17 protein-coding genes and 1 tRNA gene are annotated in these 17859 nt (G+C 58.5%); 10 read left to right on the plus strand and 8 right to left on the minus strand.

What is annotated here, in order from left to right:
* Positions 1 to 73 precede the first annotated feature (73 nt).
* Positions 74 to 568, plus strand: a complete 495-nt coding sequence (locus BUQ90_RS09355) for an outer membrane protein assembly factor BamE (protein ID WP_074204721.1) — start codon at positions 74 to 76, stop codon at positions 566 to 568.
* Between the two features lie 38 nt (positions 569 to 606).
* Here the strand turns inward: BUQ90_RS09355 and BUQ90_RS09360 are convergent, their stop codons facing one another.
* Positions 607 to 2877, minus strand: a complete 2271-nt coding sequence (locus tag BUQ90_RS09360; RefSeq protein ID WP_074204722.1) for an NADP-dependent malic enzyme — start codon at positions 2875 to 2877, stop codon at positions 607 to 609.
* A gap of 275 nt (positions 2878 to 3152) precedes the next feature.
* Between BUQ90_RS09360 and mutS the strand changes: the two genes are divergently transcribed.
* The 6 genes from mutS to BUQ90_RS09390 all read left to right on the plus strand — a co-directional run bounded on the left by mutS (position 3153) and on the right by BUQ90_RS09390 (position 9393).
* Complete coding sequence (gene mutS / locus BUQ90_RS09365) at positions 3153 to 5735, plus strand: DNA mismatch repair protein MutS (RefSeq protein WP_074205015.1); 2583 nt, start codon at positions 3153 to 3155, stop codon at positions 5733 to 5735.
* A gap of 64 nt (positions 5736 to 5799) precedes the next feature.
* Entirely contained in the window at positions 5800 to 6711 is a 912-nt protein-coding gene (gene argB, locus BUQ90_RS09370) for an acetylglutamate kinase (protein ID WP_074204723.1), read from the plus strand.
* A 130-nt stretch (positions 6712 to 6841) separates the two neighbouring features.
* Complete coding sequence (locus BUQ90_RS09375; RefSeq protein ID WP_074204724.1) at positions 6842 to 7138, plus strand: YggT family protein; 297 nt, start codon at positions 6842 to 6844, stop codon at positions 7136 to 7138.
* A gap of 2 nt (positions 7139 to 7140) precedes the next feature.
* Complete coding sequence (gene folD, locus BUQ90_RS09380) at positions 7141 to 8055, plus strand: bifunctional methylenetetrahydrofolate dehydrogenase/methenyltetrahydrofolate cyclohydrolase FolD (RefSeq protein WP_074204725.1); 915 nt, start codon at positions 7141 to 7143, stop codon at positions 8053 to 8055.
* Positions 8056 to 8059: 4 nt separating this feature from the next.
* Positions 8060 to 8779, plus strand: a complete 720-nt coding sequence (locus BUQ90_RS09385) for an META domain-containing protein (protein WP_074204726.1) — start codon at positions 8060 to 8062, stop codon at positions 8777 to 8779.
* Positions 8776 to 9393, plus strand: coding sequence for a MarC family protein (locus BUQ90_RS09390; RefSeq protein ID WP_074204727.1), 618 nt, complete (start codon positions 8776 to 8778; stop codon positions 9391 to 9393). Before BUQ90_RS09385 ends, BUQ90_RS09390 begins: the two co-directional genes overlap by 4 nt.
* On the opposite strand, the gene BUQ90_RS09395 is transcribed toward BUQ90_RS09390, so the two are convergent.
* From BUQ90_RS09395 to BUQ90_RS09405, 3 genes are read right to left on the minus strand one after another with little or no spacing between them, the layout of a single operon-like run.
* Positions 9390 to 9572 (minus strand): Trm112 family protein, encoded by a 183-nt coding sequence (locus BUQ90_RS09395; RefSeq protein ID WP_074204728.1) that lies wholly within the window; start codon positions 9570 to 9572, stop codon positions 9390 to 9392. The two genes, BUQ90_RS09390 and BUQ90_RS09395, sit on opposite strands and share 4 nt — an antisense overlap.
* Positions 9569 to 10189, minus strand: a complete 621-nt coding sequence (locus BUQ90_RS09400) for an LON peptidase substrate-binding domain-containing protein (protein ID WP_074204729.1) — start codon at positions 10187 to 10189, stop codon at positions 9569 to 9571. The genes BUQ90_RS09395 and BUQ90_RS09400 overlap by 4 nt, the downstream gene beginning before the upstream one ends.
* Before the next feature lie 2 nt (positions 10190 to 10191).
* Entirely contained in the window at positions 10192 to 11103 is a 912-nt protein-coding gene (locus BUQ90_RS09405; protein WP_074204730.1) for a tetratricopeptide repeat protein, read from the minus strand.
* Positions 11104 to 11325: 222 nt separating this feature from the next.
* Here BUQ90_RS09405 and BUQ90_RS09410 point away from each other — a divergent pair.
* Positions 11326 to 11400, plus strand: a tRNA-Gly gene (locus BUQ90_RS09410).
* Positions 11401 to 11492: 92 nt separating this feature from the next.
* Here the strand turns inward: BUQ90_RS09410 and BUQ90_RS09415 are convergent.
* Positions 11493 to 12281 carry an SDR family oxidoreductase gene (locus BUQ90_RS09415; RefSeq protein WP_074204731.1) on the minus strand — a complete coding sequence of 263 codons (789 nt, stop codon included), beginning with the start codon at positions 12279 to 12281 and terminating at the stop codon, positions 11493 to 11495.
* Between the two features lie 123 nt (positions 12282 to 12404).
* A complete protein-coding gene (locus BUQ90_RS09420) occupies positions 12405 to 13403 on the minus strand; it encodes a glutathione S-transferase N-terminal domain-containing protein (RefSeq protein ID WP_074204732.1) in 999 nt (332 codons plus the stop codon).
* A 150-nt stretch (positions 13404 to 13553) separates the two neighbouring features.
* Here BUQ90_RS09420 and BUQ90_RS09425 point away from each other — a divergent pair, with 150 nt between their 5' ends.
* A complete protein-coding gene (locus tag BUQ90_RS09425) occupies positions 13554 to 15341 on the plus strand; it encodes a long-chain-acyl-CoA synthetase (RefSeq protein WP_074204733.1) in 1788 nt (595 codons plus the stop codon).
* Between the two features lie 10 nt (positions 15342 to 15351).
* Here BUQ90_RS09425 and BUQ90_RS09430 read toward each other — a convergent pair whose 3' ends face one another.
* The gene (locus BUQ90_RS09430; protein ID WP_159437082.1) at positions 15352 to 16194 is read right to left on the minus strand and encodes an alpha/beta fold hydrolase; all 843 of its coding nucleotides are present in this window, start codon (positions 16192 to 16194) and stop codon (positions 15352 to 15354) included.
* 52 nt (positions 16195 to 16246) lie between these two features.
* Positions 16247 to 16741, minus strand: a complete 495-nt coding sequence (locus tag BUQ90_RS09435; protein WP_074204734.1) for a hypothetical protein — start codon at positions 16739 to 16741, stop codon at positions 16247 to 16249.
* Positions 16742 to 16859: 118 nt separating this feature from the next.
* Between BUQ90_RS09435 and BUQ90_RS09440 the strand changes: the two genes are divergently transcribed.
* Positions 16860 to 17849 carry a LysR family transcriptional regulator gene (locus tag BUQ90_RS09440; protein ID WP_074204735.1) on the plus strand — a complete coding sequence of 330 codons (990 nt, stop codon included), beginning with the start codon at positions 16860 to 16862 and terminating at the stop codon, positions 17847 to 17849.
* Positions 17850 to 17859: the final 10 nt, after the last annotated feature.

Consider the following 17859-nt stretch of genomic DNA (forward strand, 5'->3'; position numbering starts at 1 on the left):
GATGCAATGGGCTTTTGGGAAATTGATCCGTATGCCCGGAAATGCAATTTGTCTCTGCTGGAGAATATGACTGATGAATAGCCAAACTGCCGGAACTTTGAAAGCCCGCCTGACGCTGGTCGGACTTGTTGCCGGAAGCCTGGCGCTTGCCGGCTGCTCGCAGGTGCGCGGGCATCAGGGCTATATCGTTGATCCGGTACTGACCTCGGCGATTCAGCCGGGTGTCGACAATCGCCAATCGGTGGAGGCAACACTGGGTCGCCCGACGTTCGCTGGCCAGTTTGAAGATCGCGTCTGGTATTATGTGTCCCGCGATACCCGGCAATATGCGTTCAACTCGCCACGGCCCAAGGATCAGCTGGTGATGCGTGTGCAGTTTGATGAAGCCGGCAATGTCACATCCGTTGACCGGACAGGTCTGGAACTGGCTGTCAATATTACGCCTGATGGAGACACAACTCCGACGCTCGGACGTGAGCGGTCCTTTTTCCAGGAGCTGTTTGGCAATATTGGTGCTGTGGGCGCACCGGGAGCAACCGGTCAGAGCAACGACCGAACCCGTCCGTAATCATTGCTCGCCGGAAGGCTGGCCTAAGTTCAATTCATCTATTTTGCGATGCCGCTCGCGGCCAGCACGGCCAGTGTGACCAGTTCGGATGCCGCCGATGCCATGGTCGCGATCTGAACCGACTTGTCGAGGCCGACAAGCATCGGACCGATAACCGCATCGCCGCCCATTTCGCGCAGCAGCTTGGCAGACAGATTGGCCGATTGCAGACCGGGCATGACCAGGACGTTGGCCGGGCTGGACAGGCGGCAGAACGGATAATTGCCCATCAGTTTCGGGTTCAGTGCGACATCGGGTGCCATTTCACCTTCATATTCGAAACTGACCCGTCGCTCGTCGAGAATGGCAACCGCGTCCCGGATATTTTCGAGCCAGCGGCCCTCCGGATTGCCGAAGGTGGAATAACTCAAAAATGCGACGCGCGGTTCGTGGCCCATTTTCCGGGCCACTGCTGCAGTCTGTTCGGCAATGTCGGCCAGCTCTTCGGATGACGGGCGTTCGTTGACCGTGGTATCCGCCATGAACACCGTGTGGCTTTGCCCGACCATCACGTGGATCCCGAATGCCGTTCGGCCTTTCTCGACATCAATGACCTTGGCAATGTCCTTGAACGTCTGGGCATAAGGCCGGGTGACCCCGGTAATCATCGCTTCGCCCTGATCCATGGCAAGCAGCGCGGAGCCGAATATATTCCGGTCCTGGTTCACCATTCGCTTGATGTCGCGTTCCATGTGACCGCGCCGTCCCAGCCGCTGATGCAGCATATTGACCATGTCCGGAACCAGCGGGCTGTTGCGTGAATTGTGAATTTCGAACCGGTCGGCATCCCCGACACCCAGCTCCTGCAGTTTCTGACGCACCCGGTCGTCACGACCGACCAGAACCGGTGTGCCATAGCCGCCGTCCTGGAACTGAATCGCGGCACGCAGCACCACATCCTCTTCGGCTTCGGCAAAAATGACGCGCTTGGGTGACTGGCGACACGCATCATAGGCCTGGGTCAGCACGGAGGTTGTCGGATTGAGACGGCTCTTCAGGTCGACACGATAGGCGTCGAGATCTTCAATCGGTTTCTGGGCCACACCACTGTCCATGGCCGCCTTGGCAACCGCTGCGGAAACCACCTCCATCAAACGCGGATCAAAGGGCGCCGGGATGATATAGTCGACACCAAATGTCGGTGCCTCACCGCCATAGGCCGCAGCGACTTCTTCCGGGACCTGTTCGCGGGCCAGTTCGGCAATTGCGCGGGCGGCAGCCACTTTCATTTCGTCATTGATCCTTGTGGCCCGGACATCCAGTGCGCCGCGGAATATGAAGGGGAAGCCGAGAACATTGTTGACCTGGTTGGGATAGTCCGACCTGCCGGTAGCGACAATCGCGTCGGGGCGGGCGGCCTTGGCATCCGGCGGTGTGATTTCGGGATCGGGATTGGCCATGGCAAAAATGATCGGCTTGTCCGCCATGTCCCGGACCATGTCCGGTTTGAGCGCGCCGGCCGCGGAGAGTCCGAGAAAGGCATCCGCACCCTTCAGTGCTTCGGTCAGATCTCGCGCATCAGTGTCGATGGCGTGGGCCGATTTCCACTGGTCGACATTGTCGCGGCCACGATAGATGACGCCGCTGCGGTCACACATGGTCAGATTCTCGTGCGGAACACCCATCGCCTTGATTAGCGAAGCGCAAGCAATGGCGGCGGCGCCTGCACCATTGACCACCACCTTGATGTCCTCGACCTTGCGATTGGTCAGCAGGCAGGCATTGATGATACCGGCGGCGGCAATGATCGCGGTCCCATGCTGGTCATCATGGAATACCGGAATATTCATCCGGTCGCGCAGGGTCTGCTCAATGATGAAGCAGGCTGGTGCCCCGATATCTTCCAGATTGATGCCGCCAAAGCTCGGTTCCATCAGTTCGACCGCATTGATGAAGGCATCCGTGTCTTCGGTGTTGAGTTCCAGGTCGATCGAGTCGACATCGGCGAAGCGTTTGAAAAGTACAGCTTTTCCTTCCATCACCGGCTTCGATGCCAGCGCGCCGAGATTGCCGAGGCCAAGAATGGCAGAGCCATTGGAGATAACCGCAACCAGGTTGCCCTTTGCGGTATAGTCATAAGCTGTGGATGGATCGTCGGCGATAGCCCGAACCGGTACGGCAACACCGGGTGAATAGGCCAGACTCAGGTCGCGTTGCGTGGCCATTGGTTTGGATGCAACAATCTCGATTTTGCCGGGGCGTCCATGGGAGTGGAAAAGCAGGGCTTCGCGCTCGGAAAATTCCACATTGCTTTCATTCTTGTCGGCCAAAATCTGTCTCCCCTGAATCGCGCCCCGCTTTGGGCGCGGATATCCTGCGCTTCCCTTTCACTGCCCTACTCTGGATGCAGGGGAGAGGGCAAGACTTGCCGCGTTGCTGAATCGGAATAATGCCATGCAATAATGGCAGTCGGGGCCTTTTCCCGGCCCGCACACTCGGCTATCGCAGTCACATGTCGACACAGACTCAGCAGAAACCACCGGCCCCAAAACCGAAGCCCAAAAAGGCCGCGGCAAAAAATACTGCTGACCCCAAACAGACTCCGATGATGAAGCAATATTTCGCGCTCAAGGAAAAGGCGCAGGACTGCTTGCTTTTTTATCGCATGGGCGACTTTTTCGAACTGTTCTTCGAAGATGCGAAACTGGCTTCTGCGGCGCTGGACATTGCCCTGACGAGCCGCGGGAAAAATGCCGGAGAATCGGTTCCTATGTGCGGTGTTCCGGTCCATGCCGCGGAAAGCTATCTCGCCAAACTGATCCGCGCCGGGTTCAAGGTGGCGATTGCGGAGCAGACCGAAACCCCGGCCGAAGCGAAAGAGCGGGGCGGGTACAAGGCGCTGGTGGCCCGCGACATTATCCGCTTCGTCACTGCCGGGACACTGACAGAAGATACGCTGCTTGACGCCCGTTCTGACAACATGCTGGTCGCGGTTGCCGAAGTGCAGGGACAAATCGGACTGGCGGCTGCGGATATCTCGACGGGTGCGTTCGAACTGCAGATGATTCCCGAAAACGCTTTGCATGCCGAGATTTCCAGGATTGCACCATCCGAAATTATTTGCTCTCCGGATCTGGCGGGAAAGCTCGACAAGTCCACGGAATGGCCCAGAGAGGATTTTGACAGCCAGCGCGCCGAGAAGCGGCTGAAAACACTTTATGGTGTTTCCACACTGGACGGATTTGGCGATTTTTCCCGATGCGAGCTGGCGGCTGCAGGTGGCCTGGTCCGCTATGTTGAACATGCAGCACAGGATGATACGCCCTTTCTCCAACCGCCAGTCCAGCGTCATCCGGGCGAATATTTGCTGATCGACAGTGCGACTCGCGCCAGCCTCGAGATCGAACGGACGCTTGCCGGCGAGCGCAAGGGCAGCCTGCTCGAAACGATTGACCGCACGGTCACGCCCGGCGGCGCCCGATTGCTCGCCCGCGATCTTGCAGCTCCCCTTTTTGACGAAAGTCCGATCAACACGCGACTGGGCCTGGTGCAGTGGTTTCATGACGGTCCGGCGATACGGGAGGCGGTCCGGAGTGCACTGAAAAGCCTGCCGGATATCAGCCGGGCTCTGGGGCGGTTGTCGAGTGGACGCGGGAGTCCCCGGGACCTGGGGCAAATCCGCGACGGTCTTGCCGGCGCCCGGATCATGCGCGAGCAACTGGCCCGCGATCTGGCGCTGCCCGAAATGCTGGACGCGCTGCTCCCGTCGCTTGACGGACATGGCGAGATGGTGGACCTGCTGGAGCGCGCTCTGGTGGAAACCCCGCCTACCGAATCTTCCAGCGGTGGTTACATTGCACAGGGATTTGATCCCGCGCTGGATGATTTGCGTAACGCCGGGTCTGACGGCCGTCAGGCGATTGCAGCGCTTGAAAGCCGGTACCGCGAGGCAACCGGTATCAACACGCTGAAGATCAAGCATAATGCCGTGCTCGGCTATTTTGTGGAAGTACCGGCACGGCATGGTGACGCCTTGATGACCGAGAATTCGGGCTTCACCCATCGTCAGACGCTGGCCGGCGCGGTGCGCTTCAATTCCACCGAACTGCACGAGGAAGCCTTGCGTGTGACCCAGGCGGGCGCACATGCCCTGGCCGCCGAGGCAGAGCATTTTGCGCAGCTGATCGATCGGGTTCTCGAACGCAAGGATGCCATCCGGGCGAGCGCGGAGGCACTGGCCCGGATCGATGTGGGGGCGGCTCTGGCGGAACGGGCAGCGGAAGGGCAATGGTGCCGTCCGTCTTTCTGTGACGGCAACTTGCTGGAAATCACGGGCGGCCGCCATCCGGTAGTGGAGCAAGCGCTGTCGCTAACGGGCGATCCATTTGTCGCCAATGACTGCGCGCTCAGTCATGCGGAACGCCTGTGGCTGGTGTCTGGCCCCAATATGGGCGGTAAATCAACCTTTCTGCGGCAAAACGCACTGATCGTCATTTTGGCACAGGCCGGCAGCTTCGTTCCGGCCGCGTCGGCCCGGCTCAGCCTTGTCGATCGCCTGTTCAGCCGGGTGGGGGCTTCCGACAATCTGGCCCAGGGGCGCTCCACCTTCATGGTCGAGATGGTCGAAACCGCGACGATATTGTCGCAGGCAACCGAGAAAAGCTTTGTCATTCTGGACGAAGTCGGGCGCGGGACGTCCACTTATGACGGGCTGGCACTGGCCTGGGCAGTGGTGGAAGCGGTACATGAAACCAATCAGTGCCGATGTCTGTTCGCCACCCATTATCATGAGCTGACCCGTCTGGCGGATCGGCTGGATGCGCTGTCGCTGCATCACGTCCGGGCGCGGGAATGGAAGGGAGATCTGGTCTTGCTGCATGAACTGGCAAAAGGCCCGGCAGACCGCAGCTATGGTCTGGCCGTCGCCAAACTGGCCGGAATACCGAAACCGGTTCTCAAACGTGCCAAGTCGGTTCTGGACAAGCTGGAAGCCGGAAAAGCGGAAACCGGGGGGCTGGCTGCCGGGCTGGGTGACCTGCCGCTGTTTGCGGCCAGCCTGGAAGACGGCGAGGAACCGTCCGATGCTCTCCGCGAGCAGCTGGAACAGCTCGATATCGACGCGCTGAGTCCGCGGGATGCCCTCGAACAGCTCTATGCGCTGAAAGCCCTGCTCGAGTCCGGAGAGTGATGATCGCCGCCGGCAATTGCACATTTCTGTTGCATTTCCGGTCCGGCTGGACTGAAAGGCAGTCATGACCGAGCAACCTGAAAATCACGCACCGGATCCGGCGATGCTGGCCAAAGCCGAAACGCTCACTGAGGCTTTGCCCTATTTGCAGCGCTATGCCGGCAAGACCTTTGTGGTGAAATATGGCGGCCATGCCATGGGAGACCCGGCGCTGGCCCGAAATTTTGCCGAAGATGTCGTGCTGCTGAAGGCGGTCGGTATCAATCCGGTGGTGGTTCATGGCGGTGGTCCGCAAATCGGAGCGATGCTCGAACGCGTTGGCGTGGAGTCAAAATTTGTGGACGGTTTGCGTGTCACAACCAAGGAGACCGCAGAAATCGCGGAAATGGTGCTGTCCGGTGCGATCAACAAGGAACTGGTCAGCTGGATTGAACAGGCCGGTGGCAGCGCTATCGGGATTTCCGGAAAAGACGGGGGATTCGTCAAGGCTGTGAAAATGCGGCGCACTGCTCGCGATCCGGACAGCAATATCGAACGCATCATTGATCTCGGCTTTGTCGGAGAACCGAGAGACATTGATCGCAGCGTGATTGATACGATCTCGACCGCCGGGATGATCCCGGTCATTGCACCAATCGGCGTGGGCGAAGATGGCCATACCTATAATATCAACGCGGACACGATGGCAGGTGCAGTTGCTTCTGCCCTGCGGGCATCACGGCTGTTCCTGCTGACCGATGTCGCAGGTGTGCTGGGGAAAGACGGCTCGCTTTTGACCGACCTCGATCCCGATGCGATTGCCAGTTTGTCTGACGATGGCACCATCTCCGGCGGCATGATCCCGAAGCTGGAAACCTGCGTGAACGCGGTTCGGAACAAGGTGGATGCAGCCGTTGTGCTGGATGGCCGGGTCCCGCATGCCATGCTGCTGGAAATATTCACCAGCAAGGGCGCGGGAACGCTGATCAAGGCCTGAACAGGGCAAGCTTGCAGAAAACATCCGGCTGTATTATATCTATGGTACACTAAATAGCTGCCATCATTTTCTTGGCAGCGACGGTCTGGCTGGTTATGGGCCGTCATACAGACAAAAAAGGTCATGTTTCATGGGTTTCGCGATTTTTCAGATTATCGGTATCTTGCTGCAGGTGGCGCTCACCGTCATTATCGTGCAGGCGATCATGAGCTGGTTGCTGGCGTTCAACGTTATCAATCTGCAAAATGACATTGCCCGCGCGATCTGGACGACGCTGGATGCGCTGACCGCACCCATATATAATCCGATCCGCAAGATCATGCCGGATTTTGGATCGATTGACCTCACACCCATGGTTGTCATTATCGGTATCATCATTTTGCAGGATGCTATCCTGCCGCCGATCGCCATGGCGCTGCTGACCTGAAGATGAGCGAAGGGGGAGTGGCCACCGGCGCACAGCTGATAGACGGGAAAGCCTTCGCAGCGGAACTGCGCGAACGCATCCGGCAGGCTGTTCCGAAATTCCATGAGCAGACGGGCAGGACGCCAGGCCTTGCCGTCGTGCTGGTGGGCGAGGACCCTGCCAGTCAGGTTTATGTCGCCTCGAAGCACAAGGCGACCGTCGCGGCGGGAATGGAAAGTTTTGAACACAGGCTTCCTGCAGATACGTCGCAGGAGGAGCTGATCGCGCTGGTCCGCTCGCTCAATGAAGACGACAGCGTCGATGGCATCCTGGTGCAACTGCCTTTGCCCGGTGACCTCGATGAAAAAGCCGTCGTGATGGCGATTGATCCAGACAAGGATGTGGATGGCCTGCATGTCATCAATGCCGGCCGGCTGGCCAATGGGGAGGAAGCCCTCACACCGTGTACTCCACTGGGCAGCCTGATGTTGCTCAAGGATCAGCTGGGCGATCTGTCTGGCCTGAATGCGGTTGTGGTTGGACGTTCGATTCTGGTCGGAAAACCGATGGCCCAGCTGCTGCTGGCCGAAAACTGCACGGTCACCATGGCCCATAGCCGCACGCGCGATTTGCCGAATGTTGTGCGGGGTGCGGATATCGTCGTTGCTGCGGTCGGTAGAGCCGAAATTGTCAAAGGCGACTGGCTGAAAGAGGGTGCCGTTGTCATCGATGTCGGGATAAACCGGCTGGCGCCCGAACCGGGCAAGGAACGCGGCCGGCTGGTCGGTGATGTTGCAACATCCGAAGCCATGGGGCATGTACGGGCGATCACCCCGGTGCCCGGTGGTGTCGGACCGATGACGATTGCGGTCCTTCTGCGCAATACGCTGGTCGCGGCTTCACGAAGAGCGGGTCTGGCAGAACCTGAAGGAATTTAGGCTGATGAAAAAACTGGCCGCTGCTTTTGCCATGTCATTGCTGCTGGCCGGTTGCGCCAGCGGGGGCTCTTCCTCCGAACGGGAACGCTTTTTTCGGGCCGCGGGCAAACCCGTGGCCAATCCCAGTGCGCTGGTGAAGGCCGAGCTCGCCTTTGCACGGCTTGCAAGGGAAGAAGGCCAGTGGACGGCGTTTCGCGAAACCGCGACGGCCGATGCGGTCATGTTCGTGCCGAACTTGTCCAGTGCGCAGGTCTGGCTGAAAGGCAAGGCCGATCCGGCGCAGGCGGTGGACTGGCAACCGCACAAGATTCACATGTCCTGCGATGGCATCATGGGTGTTGTCACCGGTGCGTGGCAGGCGGCCAATGGCAGCACCGGCTCTTTTGTGACCATCTGGGAAAAGCAGGATGCACGCGAACGGCGTTTGCGCGGCCAGGAGGAGGAATGGAAATGGGTGTTTGATCATGGGGTTCCCGTCGACACTCCGCTTCCCGAACCGGATTTTGTCGAAACCGAGGTGGCGTCCTGCAAGGGCGGCCCGGTCCCGCCAAACATCCCCGCGCCCGAAAACGGCAAGAAAATTGGTGGTCAATCATTGGACAAGACGTTTCAGTGGTCCGCCACGCAGGCAGCCGATGGCAAGCGGGGGCTAACCGTGCTTCTCTGGAACGGCGAGGCCTATCGCCCGGTCGTTGATGAAGATTTCGGTGTTCCGCAGCCATGATTGAGCTTTTCGTTTCCGCCTTCATCACCTTTTTCGTGGTGATTGACCCGCCGGGCTGCGCGCCGATCTACGCCAGCCTGACCGGCGATGCGCCACCGCGCGATCGCCGGATCATGGCATTTCGGGCGATTGTCGTCGCATCCATCATACTCGCGATATTTGCCGCTTTTGGCGAACAGCTTCTGGGTGCCCTCGGGATCAGCCTTGATGCATTCCGGATTGCTGGCGGTATCATGTTGTTCATCATCGCGCTGGAAATGGTATTCGAAAAGCGCACGCAGCGCCGCGAGGGGCGGGCGCAGGATATCATGGACCAGCCGGAAATCGAGGATGTGTCGATTTTCCCGATGGCCATGCCGATGATTGCCGGCCCGGGTTCGATTGCCGCTCTGATGCTGCTGATGTCGCAGAATGAGGGTCTGGATCGAAGCCTCGTAATCGTGGCAGCGATGGGTAGTGTCCTGCTTTTGACCCTGGTCGGATTGTTGCTGGCAGGACCGCTGATGCGCATACTCGGCCACAAGGTGGAACAGGTAATCACCCGCGTGCTGGGCGTCCTGCTTGGCGCGCTTGCCGTCCAGTTCGTCGTCGATGGTCTGAAGGGCAGTTTCTAGAGTTTTCGCGCTTCTTCGATCAGCATGACCGGCACACCATCCCGCACGGGATAGGCCACGCCCGCAGCTTTGGAAATCAGTTCCTGCGCGCTTTCGTCATATTCCAGTCTGGTGCGGGAAACCGGACAGACCAGGATCTCGATAAGCCGGGGATCTACAGTCGAACTCGTATCAGTCACTGCAGTGTGACTCGACCTTCGTCGCCGTCCTGACGTCCAAAAAACTGGAGCAACTGAATGATCAGTTCGGACCGGTTCGACAATCCGTCAACTTCCAGCAAGGCCTGTTTTGAAGCCGCGTCAAACGGCGCGATCTGGGCAATGCCGTTGACGAAGGAATTGTCGTCGAGTCGGCCAATCGAGTCCCAGTCGACCTGATAACCTTGCAAGTCCGCAAATTTCCGGGACTCAATCTCCAGCGCAGCACGTTCAGCGCTCGCCAGGACCTCATCGGCTTCCAGATTGTCCTCGATCTCGGCACGGACCTGACGAAAGGCGGTGGTTGCATCCAGCTCTTCGAGCACCCGGAACCGGGCGACACCTTCAAGAACCACGTTGAAGCGGCCATCATCCATCGCTTCGATATCGATAATCTTGCCAAGGCAACCGACACTGAACAGCTCCGGCACGTCTCCCGCTGTCTTCGGCTGGATCATGCCGATCTGGCGATCACGCGCCATCGCATCGTTGATCAGCGCCTTGTAGCGTTCCTCAAAGATGTGCAGCGGCAGATGCATGCCCGGAAACAGCAAAGCTCCGGCCAGCGGGAAGATCGATATGCGTTTGCCTTCTGACATGTCTATCCGAACAGGACCGCGGACAGCTTGCGCCGGGTATTGGCGACCCACTCGTCCTCCAGCCCGATCATTTCAAACAGGGACAGCAGTTTTTCCCGGGCTGCCCCGTCGTTCCACTCCTTGTCTGCAGCGATGATTGCGAGCAGATTGTCGGCTGCGCCGTCATTATCGCCCGATGCAATCTGCGCGCTGGCCAGGTCAAGTCGGGCCTGATGATTGGCAGGATCTGCTTCGACCGCAGCTTTCAGACTCTCAAACTCGCTGTCATCGGGCTTGTCTCTTGCGAGCTGCAGGGTCGATCGCGCCCGCTCGATCGCCGGATCATTTGCCAGTTCCTCGGGCAGCTGGGCCATCATTTCGTCGGCCTTGTCATGATGTCCAGCCGCAACCATTGCCCGGATCAGACCGCCGACGGCCTCGACATTGTCGGGCGCCATGTCGGCAATTTGCGCAAAAATGCCCGCCGCGCGTTCCGCATCGCCTTCGCCCAGAACTTCTTCGCCCATGGCGAGCAAGGGCGCGATATCCTGTTCCGGCTGTTCACCGCCCTGACCGACGGGAAGTTTTTCGAGCAACTGGTCGAGCGCTCCCGACAACTGGCTCTCGGTCCGCGCGCTGGTCAGATCCGCCACCGGTTTGCCCTGGAAAATGGCATAGACGGTCGGAATCGACTGGACCTGGAATTGCGAGGCAATGAACCGGTTTTCATCGACGTTGATTTTGGCCAGCATCACGCCCTTGTCGGCATAGGCTGCGGCAACCTTCTCGAGTATTGGCGTCAGGGCTTTGCATGGACCGCACCATTCTGCCCAGAAATCCAGAATGACCAGCTTGTCCATGCTGGGCGCGACCACGCTTTGCTGGAATTCTTCAACCGCCTTCTGTTCGTCTACGGTTAGTCCTGCTGTTGCCAATTTCTGCTCCTGTAAACACCGGTCCGATAATCTGCCCGAAAAGGGGAATCGGACCCTGTTTGCCCTTGTCTCGGGACTTTATGTGGGGATGGGTGCGGCAAAGCCAAGCTTATTTTTACTTTTAGATGCCAGAGATATGAAAATGGGGCTTGCGGGGGTGTATATCCCATGCTAACCGCGCGCCTCACCTGCTGATGACGATACCCATGTCACAGCCGCCGAGCGGGCGTAGCTCAGGGGTAGAGCACAACCTTGCCAAGGTTGGGGTCGAGAGTTCGAATCTCTTCGCCCGCTCCAGTTTTTTCGACAACAATGACTGGTACGGTGCCTTCGCGGTGGCGAAGGTCATGCGCCCGATCGAAATTCAACCGCCAGATTCTCGCCCACACTCAGAATGTCGAGGTCCCGATTCCGCCGTCGACAACCAGGGACTGGCCCGTCACATAGCTGGCCATGTCGCTACAGAACATGGCGACGAGGGCACCGAGATCATCTGCTTCGCCAAAACGTCCAGCGGGGATGCGGATGGCTTTGACAAAGGCGGCTACTTCTTCGTCATAGCTGCGCCCTTCGGCAGCGGCGCGCGGAGCGAAGGCTTCCTCGATTCCCGGTGTGTGGTGCATCCCGGGCAAAACCGAGTTGATGGTGACATTGTATTTGGCCACATCTTTCGCGATGGCATGGCAGTAATTGGCCAGGGCTGCCCGGGGTGGGCCGGACAGTACCCGCATCGCAGCGGGATATTTGGCCGCACCGGTGCTGATGTTCACGATGCGGCCCCATTTGCGCTCGACCATCGGATCGATCACGGCCTTGATATAGTCGATCGGGCTGAGCAGCGCGACGCGCAATGCTGTTTCCATTTCTTCTCGCGGCACATCGCGAAAATCTTCCGTAAATGGTGGGGGTGCGCAGGTCGCCACCAGAATATCGGGATCGGGGCAGACACTCAAAATCTTGTCCCGTCCTTCGTCGCTGCTGTGATCAGCCACGATCGGATGCACATTCGCCCCGGTTTCCTGGGCGATTGAGTGGCATGTGGCTTCGAGCCGTTCCGCACCGCGGGCGGAAATGAACAGCTCTGCCCCTTCGCGGGCCAGAGCCAGCGCAGAACTGCGACCCATGCCGGCGCTGCCGCCGTTCACCAATGCTTTTCGTCCCCTGATGCCGAGATCCATGTCCGCCTCCGTTTTATGATCGGGGGCAAAAGTCTAAAGCCAACGGGGGGCAGAATCCCCTCACTATTGCGCTAGGTGCCGTGCGATTTGCTGCGCCGTGGCCCGCCAAAAGTCCTTTTTCGCCTAGCTGGGCTGCAGAAATGCGAGGCAGTCATGTGCCGCCAGAACCGGGTCCACAAACTGCCGCGCCTCCGCATCCAGTCCCTCATATCGGTGGCGCAGTTCCGCCAGGCACCTGGCCTGATATTTGAAAGTGCCCTGGGAATAGGGCAGCCCGCCCGCTTCGAACGCAAAACTGTCTTTCCCAGCCGCCAGGGCGGCAGCGTTGGCGAGGAGGAATGGGGCGTAGATCCTGCCAATCTGGCCGAGAATCACGGAAATGACCGGAGCAAGTGGTTGATCAGGGTTGTCCCACTGACCATCAATGCCGGACAGGTCATCAATATGGGCCAGCCACCGGAAACTGTAGGGATAATCGGCGCGCATCATGGCCTGCGGTGTGGGATCGACCCCGAGCTGGGACAGCTGGCCATAAATCGCAAACTCGGCCAGCGATGGTCGCGAGCCAAACAGGAAGTGGCGGTTGACGACATGCTCTTCCAGCGCCTGCAAAATGGCGCGGGTCGATTTTTCGATCAGCGGAAAATTTTCTTCGGTACATCCGACAATTGCCATTCGGCCCACCTGCCGCGCGCGAAATTGTTCGGCAAAGCTCTCGCTTTGGTCACGGCCGCCGCCCTTGGCCGCATCGAAGGCGAGCCATCGGCTCATCTGAATCTGATCGACTTCGGCCAGCCAGCGATATCCGAACATCGCCTTGGTCAGCCATTCGTCGGCAAAATCCTCGATCAAATGGGCGAGAAACGCGGGACCTGACCGAGGGGGAACAATGTGGCGGCCGGTGTGCTTGTCTTCGAGATCAAGCACCACCGGTGTGGAGTCATTGTGAAAACTTCCGTCAGGATATTCCACCACCGGAATGACAGGCGCCTTGACATTTGCGAGTGCGGCGGCCTGTGCAGTCATGCCATGTTGCCAGATATGGGTGATCCGGCGGTAGCGCATCACCGCGCGCAATTTCATCGAATAGGGTGATCCGAGCGCGCCATATATGGTGTACATGTGCAATTTCCTCCTGCTCGTGCAGCCTAGGTCAGAATAGGGTGATAAAGAAGTGATTAATTCTATCGCGCCAAAGCCGGTTTGAGCATTTGCGCATCAGCGAAATCGCGCTAATGTGCGGTCAAACAACAATTCAGGAAGAGGTGCGACGTGGGTCTGTTGCAAGTGATCAAGCGCGAGGTCGGGTTTACCCGTTCGCTCAAGCGGCTGATGAACCAGATGGAGGGGATCGACAAGGAAGCCCCGACCCTGCTGACGGACGATATCGAGGCCAGCGTCGACGCCTATCGGGACCGCCCCGTATTCTGGTTCGAAGGGGAATCCGTGAGCTATGGGGAGTTCGATGAACGCGCCAATCGCATCGCAAACTGGGCGCTGGCTCAGGGGCTGAAAAGCGGCGATGCGGTCGCGCTGGTCATGGAAAACCATCCCGATTTTGTCGCGGCCTGGTTCGGACTGTCGAAAGTCGGCATCATCGCGGCGCTGATCAACAATAATCTCGAAGGCAAGGGACTCGCCCATTGCCTGAATATCGGGTCGGCAAAGGCGATTATTGCCAGTTCGCATCTTGCCGATCGCGTGAAAGCGGTCGAAGCGATGCTGAACGGTGAACCGGCGCTGTGGGACTGGGACGGCACGGTTGGCGCAAATCTCAACGAGGCTCTGTCTGCACAGTCAGCGGAGCGCCCTTCGAGAGAACATCGTCAGGACCTGAGAGGCGCGGATATCCTGTTTTATGTTTATACCTCGGGAACGACAGGGCTTCCCAAAGCAGCGCGGATTTCTCATACGCGCGCACGCCGGAGCTTTCGTATCGCCATCACCACCTGTGACCTGACACCCGCCGACCGGATCTACAATGTGCTGCCGCTCTATCATGTCACCGGCGGATTCCTGGGGCTCGGTGGCGCGCTGCTCAGCGGGGCCTCGACGATTTTGCGCAAGAAATTCTCGGCGTCGCATTTCTGGGATGACGCCGCCGACTATCAGGCGACAGCGGTGGTCTATATTGGCGAATTGTGCCGCTATTTGCTGAACCAGCCCGATCACCCGCGCCAGAACGAGCATCGTATTCGTGTCGGCATTGGCAATGGTTTGCGTCCGGATATCTGGCAGGAGTTTGTCGAGCGGTTCCGCATTGGCAAATTGCTCGAGATTTACGGTTCGACCGAAGGCAATGTCTTCCTGATGAATTTCGATGGCAAAATCGGTGCCGTCGGCCGGATCCCCAAATATCTCGAGAAAAAATTCGGGGATGTGCGGATCGTCAAGTTTGACATCGTTTCCGAAGCCCCGATACGCGGATCGGACGGATTTTGCATTGCCGCTGAATTTGACGAAGCCGGGGAATTGCTTGGGAAGATTGACGAGAATGGACCATCGGATTTTTCCGGCTATCACGACAAGGAAGCTACCGAGAAAAAAATCCTGCGCGATGTCTTTGAAAAAGGGGATGCCTGGTTCCGCAGCGGTGACCTGATGAGCCGGGACCGCGAAGGCTATATCTATTTCAAGGACCGGATCGGGGACACGTTCCGCTGGAAAGGCGAAAATGTCGCGACAAATGAAGTTGCGGAAGCGCTCTCACAATATCCCGGTATCGCGACCGCCAACGTCTACGGGGTCGAAATTCCCGGCACCGACGGGCGTGCAGGCATGGCCTCCGTCACCCTCAAGGATGGTTTTGACATAGCGGGACTGAGGAGCTTTCTGTCTGAAAACCTGCCGCCCTATGCCATTCCGGTTTTCATTCGCCATCAACCGGAAGCGGAAACGACCGGAACGTTCAAATACCGGAAGGTGGATCTGGTCAAACAGGGTTTTGACGTGTCGCAGATCAGCGATACCATCTGGTTTGTCCGGTCCGGTCAGGACGCTTATGAAGAGCTGACTTTGGAACAGCACGGTCAGATCCGGGACCGGTCCATTCAGTTCTGATCCGAAAGGTTCAGAGCGACCGCAGAATCCTGGTCAATGCGTGCGGGGCCGTAACCATGGCGTCATGACCGGTCGCCAGCGTCAGGCTGGTCCATTCGATATCCTTGCTGGTCTGGTCATAATGCCAGCCAAAACTGCTATTGGGCAGGACCGGCGCATTGCAGTGGATATAGGTCCGCGGCAAACCCGCTGATCCGCCGTTTGGCAAGGCAATCGGATCGAGCCAGGTCTTGAGCGGATGCGGCGTCATGTGACGCGCGACCCATCGATAGCCGGGATGGTTCTTTGGAATGCCCAGAAATTCTGGCGGGAAGGCCTGCATCGCAATGCCTTCAGGGGCGAGCGCCCGGAGTTGCTGCTCGGTGGCGGCCAGCATGTCCGCCGATCGCGGAGCGCCCTGGGATATCATCGTCTCGCCATCGCGGGGCAGGGCGGCGTCGAGATAGACAATATGCCGGATTTTGTCCCGCACCTTGTCTGCCACACCCGAAATCACCATGCCGCCATAGGAATGACCGACGAGAATGAAATCTTCCAGTTCGTTGAACCGGATCACGGCCAGAATGTCGTCCACATGTGTCTGCAGGCCGATTTCGGGTGACAGCAAATGGGCTCTTTCGCCCAGGCCGGTCAGCGTGGGTGTGAACACCTCATGCCCGGCTTCACGCAAGCCGGCAGCCACATCGCGCCAGCACCATCCTCCGTGCCAGGCTCCATGGACCAGCAGAAATCGAGTCTTCCTCATCGCTTTGCCTGACGTTTCACCGGTGGCACTCTTCGCCCATGCCGGGCTGGCAAGCACCGCAGCGGAGATGCTGGCAGCGGCGGAAATCATGTGTCTGCGGGTGATCATGTTCTGTCGATCTCCTGAGCCTGACGTTGAATGTTCCGTCGCGATACGCCCATCATGCTTTTTCATCCACTGTCGGTTCTGTCACGGGCTGCACCCGCTGTTCATCGCATAATGTGCGCTTGATCAACTGGCCATCCTTGAACCAGTGCCAGGTACGTGCGCGGTGGTTGCCGTCGTCTCCCATGCAGATAATTTCATAGAAATTTGCTCCCGGTTCGTCCTTGCGATTGAGGTTGAGCAATATCAGCCCAAATTCGGTTTCCCAGCCGCATCCATCAAATGTCTCGGTATCCCACCATAATTTTCCGTCGCGCAGAACACCATTCAGCGTCGCCTGATATTCGCGGCCGTCCGGCCAGGTGAAATGATTTTTCTGGACATAGGCGTAGGGGCCCGATGACGGGAAAATACATTCGACGGTGGCCCGGTGGCGATCGAGTTCATTGTTCCCCGGATCCACATGACGGTAGATTCCCGACCATTTGCCCTGGTGGCGCAGCATGGCGGGCATGACCCCGGCAAGCAGCGGCTGGTCCGTGATTGTCATGGTGTTTCCTCAGTGAATGCGTGACGAGGCTGACGTAAATCACTTGATATTATTCGAATAACAACCGATTATTCCTAATTCACATCCATTGATTGTGGGCAGTCTGCGAGGAGAAACCATGAAAGACCCGAATTTGCGCCAGCGTTTCATCAGACCCTCCATGGATCCTCAGAAACTGCAGCATTTCCTGTCGGTTTATGACACCGGGAGTTTCTCCCGGGCCGCAGCCCTGAATAATGTCAGTCAGCAGGCGGTGTCGAAAAGCGTGGCCAAACTTGAAGAGAGTCTGGCGGTTCGGCTGTTTGAAAGGGGCGCTTTTGGTGCCGAGCCGAACAGTTTCGGCCATGCGCTGGCCCGCCGTGCGAAGGTGATTACGGCGGAAGCCCGGCTCGCTGCTGCCGAGATCAGCGCGCTGCGCGGTGCCGACCGCGGTTATGTGCGGATCGGACTGGGCTGGTCTTTCCTGCCCCGAATCGCCCCTATGCTGATCGACCGGTTCAGCGAACGGCAGCCGGGCATTACGCTGAGTATCACATCAGGGGATTCCAAATCCCTCCACCAGAAACTCCTTCAGGGGGATGTTGAATTTGTCGCCAGCGCACCGCCGGCCGACATGAATATTGATGACGCGATCGAGACCGAGGAACTGTTCGATGATCGCGACGTCATCATGATGCGTCGCGGTCACCCGCTGGCCAGCAAACCGGATCTGACTCTGGAAGATCTCGCCTCGCAGACCTGGCTGGCATCGATGCAACTCAAGGAACAGTGGGAGCGCATCTGCAATATCTTTCTCGCTGCCGGCCTCGCTCCGCCCGCCAGATATGTTGACATCGACTCTGTCATTCTCGCCAAATCGACGTTGCTGCAAAGCGACAGTGTCATGCTGATGGCCAAGGAACTGGTGGCAACCGAAACCGAACGGGAAGACTATTTTCTCGTTGAAGACTCACCGTTTTCCAATAGCCGCAATGCGTTCCTGGCGTTCCGGCGCAACTCGGTCCTGCAACCCGCAGCGCAAAGTCTGAAAAACGAGTTGCTGGCTGCCTGCCGATCAGTCGTCGGGATGCGTCACTTGCGGGGTCTGGGTGTGACCGAAAAGCAATGATGCGGAAGCA

The organism is Parasphingorhabdus marina DSM 22363 (genome assembly GCF_900128895.1).
In the GTDB taxonomy this organism is placed as follows: Bacteria; Pseudomonadota; Alphaproteobacteria; order Sphingomonadales; family Sphingomonadaceae; genus Parasphingorhabdus; species Parasphingorhabdus marina.

Coding starts and splice junctions, on each gene's coding strand:
- BUQ90_RS09420 (WP_074204732.1), bottom strand. CDS start 13,403: ATGTACACCATATATGGCGCGCTCGGATCACCCTATTCGATGAAATTG.
- BUQ90_RS09390 (WP_074204727.1), top strand. CDS start 8,776: ATGATTGAGCTTTTCGTTTCCGCCTTCATCACCTTTTTCGTGGTGATT.
- mutS (WP_074205015.1), top strand. CDS start 3,153: ATGATGAAGCAATATTTCGCGCTCAAGGAAAAGGCGCAGGACTGCTTG.
- BUQ90_RS09375 (WP_074204724.1), top strand. CDS start 6,842: ATGGGTTTCGCGATTTTTCAGATTATCGGTATCTTGCTGCAGGTGGCG.
- folD (WP_074204725.1), top strand. CDS start 7,141: ATGAGCGAAGGGGGAGTGGCCACCGGCGCACAGCTGATAGACGGGAAA.
- BUQ90_RS09400 (WP_074204729.1), bottom strand. CDS start 10,189: ATGTCAGAAGGCAAACGCATATCGATCTTCCCGCTGGCCGGAGCTTTG.
- BUQ90_RS09355 (WP_074204721.1), top strand. CDS start 74: ATGAATAGCCAAACTGCCGGAACTTTGAAAGCCCGCCTGACGCTGGTC.
- argB (WP_074204723.1), top strand. CDS start 5,800: ATGACCGAGCAACCTGAAAATCACGCACCGGATCCGGCGATGCTGGCC.
- BUQ90_RS09415 (WP_074204731.1), bottom strand. CDS start 12,281: ATGGATCTCGGCATCAGGGGACGAAAAGCATTGGTGAACGGCGGCAGC.
- BUQ90_RS09435 (WP_074204734.1), bottom strand. CDS start 16,741: ATGACAATCACGGACCAGCCGCTGCTTGCCGGGGTCATGCCCGCCATG.
- BUQ90_RS09430 (WP_159437082.1), bottom strand. CDS start 16,194: ATGATCACCCGCAGACACATGATTTCCGCCGCTGCCAGCATCTCCGCT.
- BUQ90_RS09440 (WP_074204735.1), top strand. CDS start 16,860: ATGAAAGACCCGAATTTGCGCCAGCGTTTCATCAGACCCTCCATGGAT.
- BUQ90_RS09385 (WP_074204726.1), top strand. CDS start 8,060: ATGAAAAAACTGGCCGCTGCTTTTGCCATGTCATTGCTGCTGGCCGGT.